Consider the following 16,152-nt stretch of genomic DNA (forward strand, 5'->3'; position numbering starts at 1 on the left):
ACGGTCAACGGCCCTGATCACGTGCCGGCCACCTGGCCAAACCACCACACGGCCAACGGACTTCGCCGCGCCATCGGGATGGGCGGCAACCCACTGCCGCGCAGCTGAGGGCTACGGGGCGCCGCGCCCGGGGGCCGGTTTGGTCCGCGGCCGCAGTCGTTCGCCCTGCGGCCCGAACAGGATCAGGTACTCGACCGGCCCGCCGGGGCCCGCGTTCGCCACCCCGTGCGGGGTGCGGGTGTCGAACTCGGCGACGTCCCCGGCGGCCAGGACCAGGTCCTGGCCGCCCAGCGCGAGCCAGAGCCGCCCGTACAGGACGCACAGCCACTCGTAGCCCTCGTGGGAGACCTGCCGGGGCCGTACGGGCGGATCCTCGACGGCGGGCAGTACGTGCTTGTGGGCGTGCAGACCGCCGACGTACCGGGTGAGCGGCAGCACCGCCTTGTCGTCACCGAAGGTCAGTGGCGCCGAGGTGCGCGGCTCGGCCACCGGGGCGGGTGGGGTACCGGCCAGCTCGTCCAGGGAGACGCCGTACTCCTTCGCCAGTTGCAGCACCACCTCCAGGGTGGGTTTGCGCCGGCCGGTCTCGATCCGCGACAGCGTGCTCGACGAGATGCCGGTCGCGCGGCTGATGCCGGCGAGCGTGGCGCCGTGCCGTTCGCGCGCGGCTCGCAGCCTGGGCCCCATCGCCGCCATCGCGCCGGCCCAGTCGCCGTCCGTCACTGTTCCCGCTCCTTCCCGCCGCACACCCTGCCGCCCCACCGCCCTGTCCTGCGAGTTTGCCAGAATGGCAAGGCTGATCGCATCGGGCCGCCTCCGCGCCGCATGATCGACGGGTACCCGCGTCCGCCCCGCGAACCGAGGAGAAGCCCATGCGGCCCGAGCCGACCGCCGAACACCGTCACCGCACCGTCGAGACCCCGGCCGGGCGCCTGCACCTGGTCGAGCAGGGCACCGGCCCGCTGGTCCTGCTCGTGCACGGCTTCCCCGAGTCCTGGTACTCCTGGCGCCGCCAGCTCCCGGCCCTCGCCGCCGCCGGCTACCGGGCGGTGGCGATCGACGTTCGCGGCTACGGCCGCTCCTCCAAGCCCGCCGCGACCGACGCCTACCGGATGCTCGACCTCGTGGAGGACAACGTCGCCGCGGTGCGCGCCCTCGGCGAGGAGAGCGCCGTGGTCGTCGGCCACGACTGGGGGTCCAACATCGCCGCCTCGTCCGCGCTGCTCCACCCGGAGGTCTTCCGCGCCGTCGGCCTGCTGAGCGTCCCCTACGCACCGCCGGGCGGCCCCCGCCCCTCCGACGTCTTCGGCCGGATCGGCGGTCCTGAGCAGGAGTTCTACGTCTCCTACTTCCAGGAGCCCGGCCGTGCCGAGGCGGAGATCGAGCCCGACGTCCGGGGCTGGCTCGCCGGTTTCTACGCGGCGCTGTCCGGCGACACCCTGCCCGCCCAGGGCGGGCCCGACCCGCACTTCGTCACCCACGGCGGCCGACTGCGCGACCGCTTCCCCACAGGCGAGCTCCCCGCCTGGCTGAGCGAGGACGACCTCGGCGTCTACGCCGCGGAGTTCGAGCGCACGGGCCTGACCGGCGCCCTCAACCGCTACCGCAACATGGACCGCGACTGGGAGGACCTCGCCCCCCACCGTGGGGCCCCGATCCGGCAGCCGTCCCTGTTCATCGGCGGCGCCCTGGACGCCTCCACCACCTGGATGGCCGACGCCATCAACGCCTACCCCGCCACCCTCCCCGCCCTGTCCGCCTCCCACTTGCTGGAAGGCTGCGGCCACTGGATCCAGCAGGAACGCCCCGACGAGGTCAACCGCCTGCTGACCGACTGGCTCACCGCCCTTCAGCGCTGAACCGGACGCACCGCGCACCGGGCCCCGGGCACCCCACGCACACAGGCGACACGGCTTTCGCACAGGTCAGCCGCCTTTCGGCCCACGGGAATGCACAGCCCTTCGACCCCGGCACTTTCCGTACCGGGTGGGGGTGTTGTGTTCCTCGTCGGGGAACTCCTCGGATCACCTCGTCCGTTCACCGGCGCAGGCCATATCCCGCCACGTTCCGCTGCGAATTCCCTTCGCGAGTGACGCACCGTGTTTAAAGAGTCACAGAGTGGTAACACTGAGCTACAGGTCATTGAGGAACCGATGAAAGGCGGCACGCATGTCCATGGGTACCGTGATCATCCTCGGCATCGTGGTGGCGATGATCACCGCGCTCGTACTCGCGCCTCCGGCGGGGCGTACGACGTCCGAACACGGCACGGCCCGGCACCGCCGCGGATCCGGTGCTGACCGCTCCTCGCAGCGCAGGCCGCGGCGCCTGCGGACCCTGCCCCAGCAGCGCACTTCGGACCTCCGCCGCACCGCGGACTGACCAGCGTAGGGGCGAGCAAGACCCTGGCCGGCCCCGGACCTTGCCGTCCGGGGCCGGCCCCATGCCGTAGCGGACAGTTCGGGTTCCGGGCATCAACACCAGAGCCAACTCATCCCTGTCGTGCACGAGTTCGTGGCGGACTTCTCTTCGGCACGGGCAGCCAGGGGACGGTTTCTGAATCCCGCAGGAACAGTCACGTCAAGTCGGGTCGGTCGGGGCGGGGCGGGTCAGAGCCACGCGGCCCAGCCGAAGGTCGCGATGTACGCACGCCCGATCGCCTTCGCGCCCCGCCCGCCGCGGCTGCGGACGACGGCCAGGGCCGGCGCGAACCAGAGCGCGAACACGCCGCCGATGATCGACGGCCACTGAGGGCCGTTCGAGTACCCGACCGCCCCGAGCACCAGGACCGTCAGCGCCAGACCGAAGTGCGCCCAGCTCCGGCTCGTGCGCAGGGCCTCCCGCATCACCCGCCGGCCCTCTGCGAGGACCCGCTCGTGCGCGTTCGGTGCCGCTTGCGCGCCGCGCTCCCGTTCCACGTCCTGTGCCACAGGAACCCCCTCGACGGGGCCGGGCCACACCCAAGGCCGACCCGCACACCTCCCCGGACGCACCACGCCGCACAATCGTTGCTTCGCGGCCGCGGCATTCATGTCAGCGCCCCGCTCCGTTAACATGTTCGAGCTCGCAACGATCACGTTCAAAATATAATAAATCGGCTGAAAATTGATATCTACGGTAGAACGCGTCCTTTCGCGAATAGACGGCAGCTTCAGGTCCACGGCACCGCGCCGGCCCCGCACCATGCTGTGGGTCGCGGTGGGCGTGGTGGCCCTCGGGTTCTTCATTGCGCTGGAGATCGCCGCGCGTCACTACGGCAAGCCGGGGCCGATCACCGACCAGGCGCGCGAAGTGATCTTCGCCCCCAGGTCGGGGACGGTGCTGTACGTCAGCATGGCCTTGATGCTGGTCGTGCTCCCCTGGCGGCAGCGCTTCATCGCGCTCGGCGCCGCGATCGGCATCGACCTCGTCTTCTGGCTCGTGCGGTGGGCGGTCGACGCCGAGATGATGTACGGGAACGGCGCCCTGTGGGTGACGTTGGCCTGCGCCGTCATCGCCCTCACGCGTCGGACGGGCCGCGACCGCGCCCTGCTGCTGAAGGGCGTCGGCCTGGCCCTGCTGCTGGTGGCCGGCCGGAAGACCGGCTACGCGTGGCTGCTGATCACGTCGAAGACGCGCCCCATGGTGCTCGACCAGTACGTGGCGACCGCCGATCACGCCTTGGGCAACCCGTCATGGGTGGTGGGCCGCATCGTCGAGGCCACCGGCTCGATCGGCGCCCACGTCCTCGACTGGGTCTACATTCAGCTCGCGGTGGCCGCCGTCGTCGTCGCGCTCTACCAGCTGCGCAGGGTGTCGGTCGAGCGCCGCTTCCCGCGCCACCACCTGGTGCGCACCTTCCTGGTCATCGGCCTGCTCGGCCCGGGCATCTACATGATCTACCCGGTGGTCGGCCCCATCTTCGCCTACGGCGCCGACGGGGCCCAGTGGGCCGTGGCCGACCTGTGGCCGAACACGCCCCCGCCGATCGGCACCCCTCAGCCGATGCCCTTCGACGAGTTCACCCCGCGCAACTGCATGCCCAGCCTGCACACCGCATGGGCCACCGCGATCTTCCTCCACTCCCGCAAGGGTCCCCTGGCGCTGCGGTGCGCGGGCACGTTCTGGCTGATCGCCACGCTCGGCGCGACCCTGGGCTTCGGCTACCACTACGGCGGGGACATCGTCGCCGGTGTGGTCTTCACGCTCACGATCGAGGCGGGGCTGCGCGCGTACGACCGTGGCTGGGACCGGCAGGGAATCCGGCTCGTCGTCTTCGGCACCGTCGTCTTCGCCGCGATCCTGACGTCGTACCGCTACCTGTCGTCGGAGATGGCCGCACATCCGTGGGTGTTCGGGCCGCTGATCATGCTGTCGATGGCCTCGGTGATCTTCGGCTACGTACGGACCACCAGGCGGTGGGAGCGGGCTGCCGTACCCGTGCACCTGCCGGAACAGCGACGCGAGCCGCAGCCCGAGCTGGTGTGAGCCGTACCGCCGCGGGTCATGGGCCCGGCGCCTCCCGGACGATCCGGGAACGTGCCGGGCCCTGCGCGTTGCGGTGACGGGCGTGCCGCGTCACGGCGACGGCGGTGTCCAGCCCGGATCACGCCCGCTCAGCCCGACCGCCCGGTCCAGCAGCGGGGCGGTGGCCGGTACGGGTACGACGGGGCCGAAGATGTCGCCGGTGCTGCCCTCCTCTACGGCTGCGAGCAGGAACGCGTGCGAGGAGCTCAGCGCGGCCGGATCGGGCACGTACTCCTGGCCGGTGGCCCGGGCCAGGTCCCAGCCGTGCAGCACCAGTTCGTCGACGGCCACCGCACCCGCGACGTCACCGGGCAGGTCCAGACCGCCCGCGCGGGTCATACCGGTCCAGGCGGCCGGATCCTCCCAGGCTTCGGCCAGTTCTCCCAGGACCCGTGGCAGCAGCTCACGCCAGTCGGCGGGCAGGGACATCGTGGCCGGGTCGGGGACGGTGTCCGTCATGGGCCCCAGGTCCTTGCGGCCGGCGTCACGGAAGGCGACGGCGAGGCCTGCCAGGTGCCCCAGCAGGCCGCTGACCGCGTACTCGGGACAGGGCGTCCGGCCGGTGAGCCGGGCGTCCGGGACGCCGGCCACGAGACGGGCCACGATCCGGGTCTGTGGTCCGAGGTCGAGAGTCGTCGTATCGGTCATCTGGCGCTCCTCCGGGACGATGGGTCTGAAGGGTAGACCGGCCGCGGGGCCCGAACTCATCGCGACGCGGGCCGGAGATTCCTCCGACGGGCCGGACCGGTTCCGGGCCTGCCGAGCCGGACCCGGCCGGGCCGGGCCGGACCGGACCGGACCGGACCCGGCCGGATCGCAGATATCGGCTGTACGCGCCCCGGTGCCTCGTCCCGATCTCGGCGCGTGGACCCCGTCGCACTCGCCTCCGAGGTACTGCCCGTCACCGCTGTGCTGTACGGGGTCCTCGCCATGCGGACCTTCCAGGAGCGCAGGTGGTGGCGGGTCGCCGCCCGGCGGGCCGCCGAGCTGGTCGTCGGATCCCTACCACGCCGCCTGCGGCCTCTGGCTGCTCTGGGACGACGCCCAGGCCGCTGCCGCCAGGCTGCTGCTCGACGGGCTGGTCACGGTGAACCGCCGCGGCAACCTCACCCTCACCGAAGCCGGCGCCGACCCGCGGGTCCTGGTCGGCCACCCCGTGCCGGACGCCCTGCTCGCCGCCCTGCGACGGCGCACCGCGCCCGCTCCCCTCGGCAACGTCGTCCTGCGCGACGCCGCATTCCGCACGGTGCGGGAAGACTTCCACGCCGCCTGCCGCGAGCGCCTGCGCTCCCGGCTTCCCGCACAACCCGGCGGGACGGGCCGCCTCGCCACGTCGGCCGTGTGGATCGGGCTGGCAGTGATCGCGGGGACGGCCTTCCCCATGATCGGTACCGATCCGACCGGGGCGGTGGAAGGGACGGCGGCGATCGTGACCTGCTGCGCGCTGGTCGTGCAGATCGGCTGCCTGGTGAGGTACGGCAGGCTGCGCGACGGCACCCGCCGGGAGGCCCACCTTGCGCAGGGGCTGACCCGGCAGATTCCGCACCCGGCACTCGCCGGGCTGGCGGCTCAGGACCCCGAGGCGCCGGCCCGGCTCCAGGTCAGCCGCCGGCGTATCCGGCGCGGCCGCAACCACGGGCGCCCGCGCCGGTCCCGGCGGCCCGCGGAACTCACTTCTCCGCCAGCACCGTCCTGATCCGGTCGGTGACGTCGGGCAGCACGTGGAGGCCGTCGAGCTGGACCTTCCGTACGCCTTCCTGGGCCGTCGGCACGTCGTTGGCGGCGACGCCGGCGATGCACTGGTCCGACCCGGCACGGAGCTCCGTCAGTGCGCGCTCCCACCGTATCCGGGCGGCCTTGTCGGGGATCGGATCCAGTTTCTCGGCGGCCGGAAGGTGCTTCGCCAGCTTCTGGCAGGCCTCCCCGACGATGTCGAGCTTGTGACCGCTCGCCTTGGCGACCTCCCCGGCGTCCTCCGCCATCTGCTTGATCTGCTTCTCACCGCCGTCCGAGTACCAGTCCTCGAGCTCTTCGGCGGGGGACGAACTGCATCCGGCCAACAGGACGGTGACGACAGCAGCGATCACAGCAGCGCGTGCGCGCACGGGTACCCCCCAGGTCGTTGGACTGCCGATGCTTTCAGACCGACGGCCCGCCCTGCGCCCATTCGGGCGAAAACCCGAGGAGACCCTGCTCTTCGTGCCCCGGGTCGAGCCATGGTCTTTCCAGAACCGGCTCGAAGAACCGAAGACCCGAAGAAGAGGACGGAACATTGCACTTGAGGCGTACGGGAACGGTCCTCGGCGCATTCGCCCTGACCATGCTGACGATGCCCGCCGACGCGCACGCCGCGGCAGTCGCGTGCGGCGGAGGGACGTCGACCGGCCGGGTGGCCGTCAACGGCTGCATCAGCGCCGAGCGGGGGTCCCTCGGCAAGGCCCCCACCCGCGAGATCACGGCGTACATCAGGGCGCGCAACACCGGGACGAAGCCGCTGAACGTGTCGTACGAGGCGTTCTTCCGCGTGGTCAAAGGCGGTCACTGGGAGAAGGTCGGCAGCGGGCGCACCTACGTCCGGGCCGGCGAGAGCATCGGCCCCGTCGAAGTGGGAAGTACGACCCGGGTGTGCGGCCCCGTGAAGGTCGAGATCCGTGTGCACGCCCGGGCCGACGGCGCTGCCTGGAGCGGCTGGTCGCCCGCAGCCACCAAGCAGTGCCAGACCTGAGCCCGTTCAGCCCCGCCCCAGCAGCCCGGCGCGGCGGGCCAGTTCGTCTTCGGCGACCGAACCCTGGCGGCGCCCCGGCTCGGCCCGGGTGACGTAGCGGAACGGCATCCCGCCCGGAAGCGCCAGCACACCACCGAAGCGGGTGTCCCCGGCGAACCACACCTCCTGGCCCACCGCGGGCGTCGGGCCGTCCCAGTCGGCGCCGGGCGGCGGGAACGAGCAGATGCTCTGGCCGTCCGGCCCGAGCAGGACGACCCGGCCGTCGGAGGCCCAGCGTCGGCCGCCCGCCCGCTCCCCCTCGCCGGCCACGACCCGGACCTCCCGGCCGGCACAGGGCCACACCTGCCATCCGTAGGTGGCCAGTACGAGCCGCTCCCGGCGCCTCGCCCGCTGCCACAGCAAGGTCAGGCCGGCGGTCACCGCGAACACGGGCACCAGCGCCACGGCCGTCCCCACCGCCAGCGGCGACCCGGGGCCGACCGCTGCGAACACCGCCACCAGCAGCGCCGCCTCCGCGGCCATCGCCCATCCCCCGCGGCGCAGCCCGCGTTCCCGGCGCCGTAGCACCTCCGCGACTCCGGGGGTCTCCAGGGCTGCGCCCGGCAGCACCGGGTACCCGTATTCAAGGGCCAGCATCGGCAGGCTCCGACTTCACTCCGGGCCGCGGCAGGCCGCAGCGGCAAACGGTTCCCCGGCGGGGACGATGGTCTCGCAGGTCGGGTCAGGGCAGGTCGGGGCAGGTCCGGGACGTGGACGAGCTGGTCAGGGGGTCCGGGGTCCGCTCTTCACGGCGGTCCAGCTGCCGCCCTTCACCGCGTACACCGTCAGCGAGCGGTTGAGCGTGTCGCCGTAGCCGTCGAAGGAGACGCGGCCCGTGACGCCGTCGAACGCGAGCCCCGCCACGGCCTGCGGCATCTTCGCCCGGGCGTCCGCCGGGAGGGTGCCGCCGTTGGCCGCCACCACGGCCTTGACCGCCTCGATGACGGTCCAGGCCGCGTCGTACGCGTAGGGGCCGTACGAACCGGCCTCCTCCGGGTAGCCCGCCGTCCGGTACCGGGAGAGGAAGTCCTCTCCTCCCGTCAGGTTCTCGGCGGGGACGCCGATGTTGGTGGCGAGGTCGCCCTCGGCCTTGGGGTTGGTCGTGATGAACTGCTGGTCGAAGACGCCGTCGCCGCCCATCAGCGGAACGGTCACGCCCGCCTGCTTGAGCTGCTCGGAGAGCGGCCCGGCCGTGGTGTAGTAGCCGCCGAAGTACACGGCGTCGGCGCCGGAGGCCCGGACCTTCGCGGCGAGGCCTGCGAAATCGCTGCCCGTGGGATCGACGTGGTCCGCGCCGACGACGGTTCCGCCGAGCTTCGTGAACTCGGCGGTGAACCCGGAGGTGAGGCTCGTACCGTAGGCGCTCTTGTCGTCGACGACGTAGAGCTTCGTCTTCCCGGCTTCGTCGTGGAGGTACCGGGCGGCGAACGGACCCTGGTCGACGTCCGTGGCGACGGTGCGGAAGTAGGTCTTGTGCGGGCGGGACTTGGCGCCGTCCGCCCAGTGGGGGCCCAGCGTCAGCGCGGGGTCGGTGTTGGCCGGTGACACGTTGATCAGGTTCGCCTGTGCGAGCGGTTCGACCAGCGTCTTCGCGACGCCGGAGTTGAGCGGTCCGACGACGCCCAGCACCTTGTCGTCGGCGATGAACCGAGTGGCGTTCGGCCCGCCCTTGACGGGACTGGCCTCGTCGTCCAGGGCCTTGATCTCGAAGTTCACGCCGGGGACGTGGTGCTTGCGGTTGGCGGTCTTGGCCGCCAGGTCTGCGGAGTTCTTGATGCCGACGCCCCAGGAGGACAGGCCGCCGCTGAGGGGTGCGTCCACACCGATCACCACCGTGACGGGGGAAGCCGAGGATCCGCTGCCGGCCGCACCGCCGCCGCCACCTCCTCCGCCGCTACCGCCGCCGGGTGATCCGTCACGGGTCAGGGTCCAGGTCAGAGCGGAGCCGACGGCGAGCGTGGCCACCGCCATGCCCAGGACGGCGGAGCGCCGGGTGAGGGTGCGCCGCCGGGTGGAGGCTCCTTGGCTGCGTCCTTCCGGGACCGTCCCGCCGAGCGAGACCAGGTCCTCGGCCGGGGGTACGGGCGTGGGTGTGGGCCGGACGGTCGGCCGGTCCGGTACGGGGCGGCGGGGGGCGTCGGGGGTGGACGCCCAGTCCCTGGCCGTGGGCGTCGGCAGGGGTGGCAGGGACGGCGGCTCCGGCTCCGTCGGGGTGGGAGCGGTCACCGTCGGCGCATCCGGTACGGGTACGGGCGCGGGCTCGGCGGTGTCTGCGGCCTCGGTGCCCACGCCTGCCCTGGAGCGGGCGGGCCCCAGCACCGACGCCAGCAGTTCGGCGGCCTCGGCGGCTCCTGCACGCTCCGCCGGGTCCTTGGTGAGGAGCGCGTCCAGTACGGGGCCCAGCGGGCCGGCGTGGGCCGGCGGCAGGTGGGGGCGGGTGAAGACGGCCACGGCAAGGGCGTGGAGCCCCTCGGCGTCGAACGGCGGACGGCCTTCGACGGCGTGGTAGAGGGTGGCGCCGAGCGCCCACAGGTCGTTCGCCGGAGTCGGCCGCTTGCCCTCCAGCTGCTCCGGCGGCATGTACTGCGGGGTGCCGATGACGATCCCGCTGTGGCTGAGCTTGGTCGTGGCATCGGCGAGGTGGGCGATGCCGAAGTCGGTGATGACGACCCGGTCCTTGGTCAGGAGCACGTTGTCCGGCTTGATGTCGCGGTGGACGATCCGCGCGTCGTGCGCCTCGGCGAGCGCGTCGAGCATGGCGGCGCCGATTTCCGCCACCCGCTGCACCGGCAGCCGGCCCTGGCGCCGGATGGCCGCGGCGAGGGACTCCCCCCGGATGAACTCCATGACGATGACCGGGGCACCGTGGTGCTCCACGACGTCGTGGATGGTGATGATCCCCGGGTGGCTGAGAGTGACCGCTGCCCGGGCCTCGCCGGTGAAGCGCCCGAGCAGCGTGGCGCGGTCGCCGTCGTCCAGCCCCGGCGGGAAGAGGATCTCCTTGATGGCGACCTCGCGTCCGAAGAGCTGCTGGTCGACGCCTCGCCAGACCCGGCCCATGCCGCCCTGGCCGATGCGTTCGAGCAGCTGGTACCGCCCGGCGATGAGTTCGGAGTTCTGCTTGGTCACGCGCACACTCTAGGACCTGATCGGCCGATCAGGTGACGGAACGATGGCCTGAACACTGCCCCGGCGCGGGCGGCCGCGGGCTCGGGTTCCGGCGGATTGAAAAAAGTTCCGCCGCCCGTGTCGAGAACCGGTGAGCGGCTCCGTCCCCGCGGTGAAGGCGACCAGAATGGGTCGCACGAGTACCGAGGAGAAGCACGATGGCCAAGTACCTGCTGCTGAAGCACTACCGTGGCGCCCCGGCCGCGGTCAACGACGTGCCCATGGACCAGTGGACTCCGGAGGAGATCACGGCCCACGTGCAGTACATGCACGACTTCGCGGCCCGTCTCGAGGGGACCGGCGAGTTCGTCGACGGTCAGGCGCTCGCTCCCGAGGGGACGTTCGTCCGGTACGACGGCGAAGGCCGCCCGCCGGTCACCGACGGCCCGTTCGCCGAGACCAAGGACCTCATCGCCGGCTGGATGGTGATCGACGTGGACAGCTACGAGCGGGCCGTCGAACTGGCCGGGGAACTCTCGGCCGCTCCCGGGGCCGGTGGCAAGCCGATCCACGAGTGGCTGGAGCTGCGCCCGTTCCTGACCGCGCCGCCCACCATCACCGAGTGACCTCCCCGATGGACGAGGCCCTGCTCCGGAGCCTCACGCCGAGCGTCCTCGGAGTCCTCGTCCGCCGCGGAGCCGACTTCGCGGCGGCCGAGGACGCCGTGCAGGAGGCGCTGGTCGAGGCGGTCCGCGTCTGGCCCGAGGATCCCCCTCGGGATCCGAAGGGCTGGCTGATCACCGTGGCCTGGCGCCGGTTCCTCGACGCGACCCGGGCGGACGTGGCCCGGCGCCGGCGGGAGGACCGTGTCGACGAGGAGCCGGCGCCCGGGCCCGCGCCCGCGGTGGACGACACGCTCCAGCTCTACTTCCTGTGCGCCCACCCGTCCCTGACTCCGTCGTCCGCGGTCGCGCTCACGCTGCGCGCCGTCGGCGGGCTGACCACCCGCCAGATCGCCCAGGCCTATCTGGTGCCGGAGGCGACGATGGCGCAGCGCATCAGCCGGGCCAAGCGCACCGTCTCCGGTGTGCGCTTCGAGGAGCCGGGTGACGTCGCCACCGTGCTGCGCGTGCTGTACCTGGTCTTCAACGAGGGCTATTCCGGCGATGTCGACCTCGCCGCCGAGGCCATCCGGCTCACCCGGCAGCTCGCGGCGTCGATCGACCATCCCGAGGTGGCGGGCCTGCTGGCGCTGATGCTGCTCCACCACGCCCGGCGCGCTGCCCGGACCGCGCCCGACGGCAGCCTGGTGCCGCTCGCTGCGCAGGACCGGGGCCGGTGGGACCGCAGGGCGATCGCCGAGGGCGTCGTGGTCCTGCAGGCCGCTCTGGCCCGTGACCGGCTGGGCGAGTACCAGGCCCAGGCCGCCGTCGCGGCGCTGCACGCCGACGCGCCCACGGCCGGGGAGACCGACTGGGTGCAGATCGTCGAGTGGTACGACGAGCTGGCGCGCCTCACCGACAGCCCGGTGGTCCGGCTCAACCGTGCGGTGGCCGTCGGCGAGGCCGACGGACCGCGCGCCGGCCTGGCGGCGCTGGCGGAGCTGGACGAGGCGCTGCCCCGCCGGGCCGCGGTGGCGGCGTACCTGCACGAGCGCGACGGTGACCTGGTGACGGCGGCACGGCTGTACGCCGACGCGGCCAGGAAGGCACCGAACCTCGCCGAACGCGACCACCTGACGCGCCAGGCAGCCCGTCTCAACGAATTCCGGTCCCGGGGGTCGGGTCCGCCCAGGTGAGGTCGGGAGGTGGCGTGTGGGGGGGTCGAGGGCTACGCGTCGTGCTTCCGGCGCACCATCTCGGCGATCCAGGCGGGCGCGAACGGCGAGGTGCAGCCCGGGGACGTCGGGTAGTCCTTGAGCACCTCCAGGCGCTCACCGATGCCGATGGCCCGGGTGCGGAGCTCGGCGTGCTCGATCCCGATCTGGGCCAGGCAGTGGTTCATCGCCCACTGCAGGCGGTCGGGGGCGTCCTTCATCTGCGCCTCGATGACGTCGAGCAGTCCTTCGAGGTCGAGGCCCTCGGGCTGCTTGGCCACGCGTTCGGAGGTCAGCGCCCATCCGGCGCTCGCGACCACGGGATCCGGATCGGCCGACCAGGCCAGGCGCAGTTCTTCGGCGTGCGGGTTCTTCCTGACCACGTAGTTGACGAGCCAGTCGTGCACCTTGGGTGTGCGCGCCTCGCGGAGCATGACGTCCAGCTCGTCGCGTTCGAACGCCTTCGGGCGGCAGATGAGGAGCGCCAGCAGCCTCGCCGCGGTGTCTTCCGTCTCCCAGAGCCGGCGTGCGAGCTCCTGCTGGGTCCGCAGCCGCTTCGCGAGCGCGCGGAGCTTGCCGAGGTTCACACCGTGGTCGTCACCGTGCTTCTCGTTCACCGCGCGTGCCTTCGGGTCCTCCAGCGCGGCCAGCTCGGCCATCACCTCGGCCACCGTCGTTTCGGCCACGTCGGCTTCCTTCCCTCGCCTGCCGTACGCAGCCTACGTCGGGAGCCGGCTCCGGCTTCGTGCGGCGCGGTCCCCTGGTGCGCGGGGGTCCTTGGAGGGGCTTGACGGCCGCAACCAAACAAATGACACTCGGAGTGCAAGTTGTTTTGTGGCACTCGGGGCCGAAGAGTCTGTTTTGCGGCGAAAGGATAGCCATGTCCATCACCAGTGACCACGTACCCCCGGCGCCTCCCGCCCGTGAAGGCCGCGAAGGCCGTGCGGCGGCCGGGCGCGGGCACAGAGCGGCCTATGCCGTCGTGGGCGCGGTCATGGCGGCCGTGTGGGCCCTCGGCGGGGACACGCCCGCGTGGGAGCACGCGCTGCGCCTCCTGCTGCTGATCCTGGGCGTGAGCGTGGCGGTGCGCCTGGTCCGCCGCCGACTCGCCCGCACCGGGCGCGTCCCGGTCAGCGGTCGCCTCTTCTTCGGCTTGCTGGCCGCGAAGATGCTGCTCGTGGCGGTGGCCCTGCTCGTCGACCGGATCGCCGGCCGGTGGTTCTCCGACCCGAACCTGGTCACCGCCGCGTTCCTGTTCGCCTTCGTCGTGGCGTGCGGCCCCGCGCTGCACGCCCGGCTGTCGCGGGGCTCCGCTCCCTCCGACGCCGCCAGTCAGGCGGTGTACACCACGATGAAGTCGCCGCAGGGGTGAGAGCCCGACTGCCCCGCGGTCGCATCGAGGGCCTGGCGCAGGGTGCGCAGATGGGCGGTGGTGAGCTGGAGCGGGAGCTCGTCCGGCTGGTGGGTGGTACCTCTGGGGTAGTCGGTGTCGGGAGTGGTGGCCATCTCGATGTGGCAGCCGAGGACGTACGTGACCGGGCGGGTCGCGCAGAACTCTAGGAGCCGGTCCACGGTCTCCGAGAACGCGGCACGGTCCTCCACGTAGAGCCGCCCGGGGTAGAGCGAGTCCCCGGTCAGCAGCAGGCCCGTGTGCCGGTCGTAGAAGACCAGCGCGGCGCGGTGGTGTCCCGGACCGGGGACCAGGTCCAGGACCCGTCCGCCCAGATCCAGTTCGGCCGTCCGGTGCGGCCAGTCGGCGAGCCCGAAGTGGGCCGTGACCTCCTCCAGTCCGATGCCGACGACCGTGGTGCCGGGTCGGTCGGCGAACTGTCCGTCGGCCGCGACGTGGTCGCCGTGGCCGTGCGTGTGGGCGACCGTCAGCTCGTACCGCGCTCGTGGATTGCGCGTCAGCCAGTCCTCGATCAGCGCGTCGACGGTCGCCCGCAGGGGGAAGTGGCCGGGGGCGGAGGTGGCACCCGTGTCGATCAGCAGCGCGCCCTCGTTCCCGAAGAGCAGGAAGAGGAAGGGCGCCTCGTAGTGCACGGACTTGTTCTGACGCAGGATCAACGTGTCCTCGGTGTACGCGTGGACCTGGATCTCCGGAGCAGGGTCGTGCTTGGGTGACGGCCATCCCGCATGCCACTCGACATCGAGACTGCCGACTACCGGGGCGCCACCAAGGAAGTCGATCACGGGCCCAATCTATCGCGCCGGATCACGGGCGGCGTCCCCGTCGGGGGCCGGCCCGTGGTGCGGATCCGCGGTGGCGAGCAGGGCGTGGACCGCCGTGTCCATGGTGCGGGTGGCCGATGCGATGCTCAGGCCGCTGCTTCGCCAGTGGTACCAGGCGCCCCATGTGGTCACCGCGTCCAGCCCGTGGAGCACCTCGGCCCTGCGCGCGGCGGGCAAGCGTCCGAGTTCTTCGGCGAAGACCTCCGCCAGTCGCGCCCGGGCGAAGTCCAGGACCTGGCGGGTGACTTCGTCGACGCGCTCGCGTGGTGTCTCCAGTCTCATCAGCGCCAGCTGGGCCGGCGTGATCCACTCCAGGATCCGGGCCCGCTGCTCCGTGAGCGCTGCCACCCGGACGGCCCGCGGGCCGTCCGCGGGCAGCGGTCTGATCTGCTCCATCAGCTGCTCCAGCCGACGCGCGATGGCCGTCTCCACCAGCTGGGACAGGTCGGCGTAGTGGTGGAACACGAGGCGCCGGGACACACCGGCGCGTTCGGCGACCCGCTCCGCCGGGAAGTGGGATTCCCCGTCGTCGAGCAGGGAGAGGACGGCCTCGGCGATCTTCACCCGGGTCTGGCGTCCACGCTCGGCGCGGCCGTCGGCGGCGCGCTCGTCCACCCGGGCCCGTCGGGCCGGCTGTTCCACGATGCCCCTCCCTGCCTGCCGCACTCGGCCGTGGTCGCCATGGTCACACACCTCCGTACGCGTCGGCCCGCCGATGGCGGCCGGACGGCGAGTTCCGGCCCCGGTCCCACGACAGGCGCGTCAAGGCATGGACACGACACGCAGCTGATCCCTACTGTTCGTTCGAACGAACGACAGGGAGGCATGCACATGCGCATCACCGGATCGACCGTTCTCGTCACCGGAGTCACGGGCGGCATCGGCCTGACACTGGCCCGCTCGCTCGCCGCGAAGGGAGCGCGGCTGATCGTCACCGGACGCCGCGAGGAGGCCCTGAAGGCAGTGGCGGACGAACTCGGCGCCCGGGCCGTCGTCGCCGATCTCTCCGAAGCTTCCGATGTCGCCCGCCTGGCCGAGGCATGCCCCGAGACCGACATCCTCATCGCCAACGCCGCCCTGCCGTCCAGCGGTGAGCTCCTCGACTACACCCCGGAGCAGATCGACCGCGCCCTCGCGGTGAACCTACGGGCACCGGTCATGCTGACGCGCCTGCTCGCCCCCCGCATGGTCGCGGCGGGCCGGGGGCACATCGCCCTCGTCGGCTCGATCTCCGGGAAGGCGGCCACCAAGTCGTCGTCCCTCTACAACGCGACGAAGTTCGGGCTGCGCGGCTTCGCTCTGGCCTTCCGCCAGGATCTGCACGGCACCGGAGTGGGCGTATCCCTGGTCCAGCCCGGATACGTCCGGGACGCGGGCATGTTCGCCGCGACCGGGGCAACTCCCCCTGGCGGCGCACGGACGGTCTCGCCGGACCAGGTGGCGCGGGGCGTGATCCGGGCCGTGGAGCGCAACTTGTGCGAAGTCAATGTCGCCCCGGTCGAGTTGAAGCTCCTCAGCGCCATCGCCGGCCAGTTCCCGGCCTTCTCCGAACGGGTGCAGAGCCGCGCCGGGGTCGACGGGACGGTCCGCCGCATCGTGGAGGCGCAACGCCGGAGCCGCTGACTGAGTACACGTACTCATGCGGCATCCGGTCCGCGGCGACAAGCTGGGCGCATGAACCAGCGTGAATGGAAACCGGACCACCACCGTCGCGGCGTGGAACGTG

Annotated in this window: 18 protein-coding genes; 9 read left to right on the forward strand and 9 right to left on the reverse strand. The window is 72.2% G+C overall.

The window, feature by feature from the left end; translation table 11 throughout:
* Positions 1-111: 111 nt before the first annotated feature.
* A complete protein-coding gene (locus IO30_RS0104440) occupies positions 112-696 on the reverse strand; it encodes a helix-turn-helix domain-containing protein (protein ID WP_031139451.1) in 585 nt (194 codons plus the stop codon).
* Positions 697-872: 176 nt separating this feature from the next.
* Here IO30_RS0104440 and IO30_RS0104445 point away from each other — a divergent pair, with 176 nt between their 5' ends.
* Together IO30_RS0104445 and IO30_RS0104450 are read left to right on the forward strand one after the other, a co-directional pair.
* The gene (locus IO30_RS0104445) at positions 873-1,859 is read left to right on the forward strand and encodes an alpha/beta fold hydrolase (protein ID WP_031139453.1); all 987 of its coding nucleotides are present in this window, start codon (positions 873-875) and stop codon (positions 1,857-1,859) included.
* A gap of 310 nt (positions 1,860-2,169) precedes the next feature.
* On the forward strand, positions 2,170-2,382 hold the full coding sequence (locus tag IO30_RS0104450) for a hypothetical protein (protein WP_031139455.1): 213 nt from the start codon (positions 2,170-2,172) through the stop codon (positions 2,380-2,382).
* Positions 2,383-2,609: 227 nt separating this feature from the next.
* Here IO30_RS0104450 and IO30_RS0104455 read toward each other — a convergent pair whose 3' ends face one another.
* Positions 2,610-2,930 carry a hypothetical protein gene (locus tag IO30_RS0104455; RefSeq protein ID WP_237403340.1) on the reverse strand — a complete coding sequence of 107 codons (321 nt, stop codon included), beginning with the start codon at positions 2,928-2,930 and terminating at the stop codon, positions 2,610-2,612.
* A gap of 253 nt (positions 2,931-3,183) precedes the next feature.
* Between IO30_RS0104455 and IO30_RS0104460 the strand changes: the two genes are divergently transcribed.
* Entirely contained in the window at positions 3,184-4,467 is a 1,284-nt protein-coding gene (locus IO30_RS0104460; RefSeq protein ID WP_031139459.1) for a phosphatase PAP2 family protein, read from the forward strand.
* A 90-nt stretch (positions 4,468-4,557) separates the two neighbouring features.
* Here the strand turns inward: IO30_RS0104460 and IO30_RS0104465 are convergent, their stop codons facing one another.
* Complete coding sequence (locus tag IO30_RS0104465; RefSeq protein ID WP_031139461.1) at positions 4,558-5,154, reverse strand: TIGR03086 family metal-binding protein; 597 nt, start codon at positions 5,152-5,154, stop codon at positions 4,558-4,560.
* 439 nt (positions 5,155-5,593) lie between these two features.
* Between IO30_RS0104465 and IO30_RS44325 the strand changes: the two genes are divergently transcribed.
* Positions 5,594-6,202 carry a hypothetical protein gene (locus tag IO30_RS44325; protein WP_031139463.1) on the forward strand — a complete coding sequence of 203 codons (609 nt, stop codon included), beginning with the start codon at positions 5,594-5,596 and terminating at the stop codon, positions 6,200-6,202.
* Here IO30_RS44325 and IO30_RS0104475 read toward each other — a convergent pair.
* Entirely contained in the window at positions 6,177-6,611 is a 435-nt protein-coding gene (locus IO30_RS0104475; RefSeq protein WP_157853079.1) for a hypothetical protein, read from the reverse strand. The genes IO30_RS44325 and IO30_RS0104475 overlap by 26 nt on opposite strands.
* A gap of 173 nt (positions 6,612-6,784) precedes the next feature.
* Here IO30_RS0104475 and IO30_RS0104480 point away from each other — a divergent pair, with 173 nt between their 5' ends.
* Positions 6,785-7,231: a hypothetical protein gene (locus IO30_RS0104480; protein ID WP_031139467.1), complete on the forward strand. Its 447-nt coding sequence runs from the start codon at positions 6,785-6,787 to the stop codon at positions 7,229-7,231.
* 6 nt (positions 7,232-7,237) lie between these two features.
* Here IO30_RS0104480 and IO30_RS0104485 read toward each other — a convergent pair whose 3' ends face one another.
* On the reverse strand, positions 7,238-7,867 hold the full coding sequence (locus IO30_RS0104485; protein ID WP_031139468.1) for a hypothetical protein: 630 nt from the start codon (positions 7,865-7,867) through the stop codon (positions 7,238-7,240).
* Between the two features lie 126 nt (positions 7,868-7,993).
* On the reverse strand, positions 7,994-10,399 hold the full coding sequence (locus IO30_RS42980) for a bifunctional serine/threonine-protein kinase/ABC transporter substrate-binding protein (RefSeq protein WP_157853081.1): 2,406 nt from the start codon (positions 10,397-10,399) through the stop codon (positions 7,994-7,996).
* Between the two features lie 197 nt (positions 10,400-10,596).
* Between IO30_RS42980 and IO30_RS0104495 the strand changes: the two genes are divergently transcribed.
* Positions 10,597-11,004, forward strand: coding sequence for a YciI family protein (locus tag IO30_RS0104495; protein ID WP_031139472.1), 408 nt, complete (start codon positions 10,597-10,599; stop codon positions 11,002-11,004).
* An 8-nt stretch (positions 11,005-11,012) separates the two neighbouring features.
* Positions 11,013-12,176 (forward strand): RNA polymerase sigma factor, encoded by a 1,164-nt coding sequence (locus IO30_RS0104500; protein WP_031139474.1) that lies wholly within the window; start codon positions 11,013-11,015, stop codon positions 12,174-12,176.
* A 32-nt stretch (positions 12,177-12,208) separates the two neighbouring features.
* Here the strand turns inward: IO30_RS0104500 and IO30_RS0104505 are convergent, their stop codons facing one another.
* Complete coding sequence (locus IO30_RS0104505) at positions 12,209-12,853, reverse strand: DNA alkylation repair protein (RefSeq protein ID WP_051859343.1); 645 nt, start codon at positions 12,851-12,853, stop codon at positions 12,209-12,211.
* Between the two features lie 221 nt (positions 12,854-13,074).
* On the opposite strand from IO30_RS0104505, the gene IO30_RS0104510 reads away from it, so the two are divergent.
* Positions 13,075-13,566: a hypothetical protein gene (locus IO30_RS0104510; protein WP_031139478.1), complete on the forward strand. Its 492-nt coding sequence runs from the start codon at positions 13,075-13,077 to the stop codon at positions 13,564-13,566.
* Here the strand turns inward: IO30_RS0104510 and IO30_RS0104515 are convergent.
* Together IO30_RS0104515 and IO30_RS0104520 are read right to left on the reverse strand one after the other, a co-directional pair.
* Positions 13,527-14,387 carry an MBL fold metallo-hydrolase gene (locus IO30_RS0104515; protein WP_031139480.1) on the reverse strand — a complete coding sequence of 287 codons (861 nt, stop codon included), beginning with the start codon at positions 14,385-14,387 and terminating at the stop codon, positions 13,527-13,529. The genes IO30_RS0104510 and IO30_RS0104515 overlap by 40 nt on opposite strands.
* A 9-nt stretch (positions 14,388-14,396) precedes the next feature.
* Positions 14,397-15,068, reverse strand: a complete 672-nt coding sequence (locus IO30_RS0104520; RefSeq protein WP_234321715.1) for a TetR/AcrR family transcriptional regulator — start codon at positions 15,066-15,068, stop codon at positions 14,397-14,399.
* 189 nt (positions 15,069-15,257) lie between these two features.
* Between IO30_RS0104520 and IO30_RS0104525 the strand changes: the two genes are divergently transcribed.
* On the forward strand, positions 15,258-16,049 hold the full coding sequence (locus IO30_RS0104525) for an SDR family NAD(P)-dependent oxidoreductase (protein WP_031139484.1): 792 nt from the start codon (positions 15,258-15,260) through the stop codon (positions 16,047-16,049).
* Positions 16,050-16,152: the final 103 nt, after the last annotated feature.

The sequence above is a fragment of the Streptomyces xanthophaeus genome (assembly GCF_000725805.1).
In the GTDB taxonomy this organism is placed as follows: Bacteria; Actinomycetota; Actinomycetes; order Streptomycetales; family Streptomycetaceae; genus Streptomyces; species Streptomyces xanthophaeus.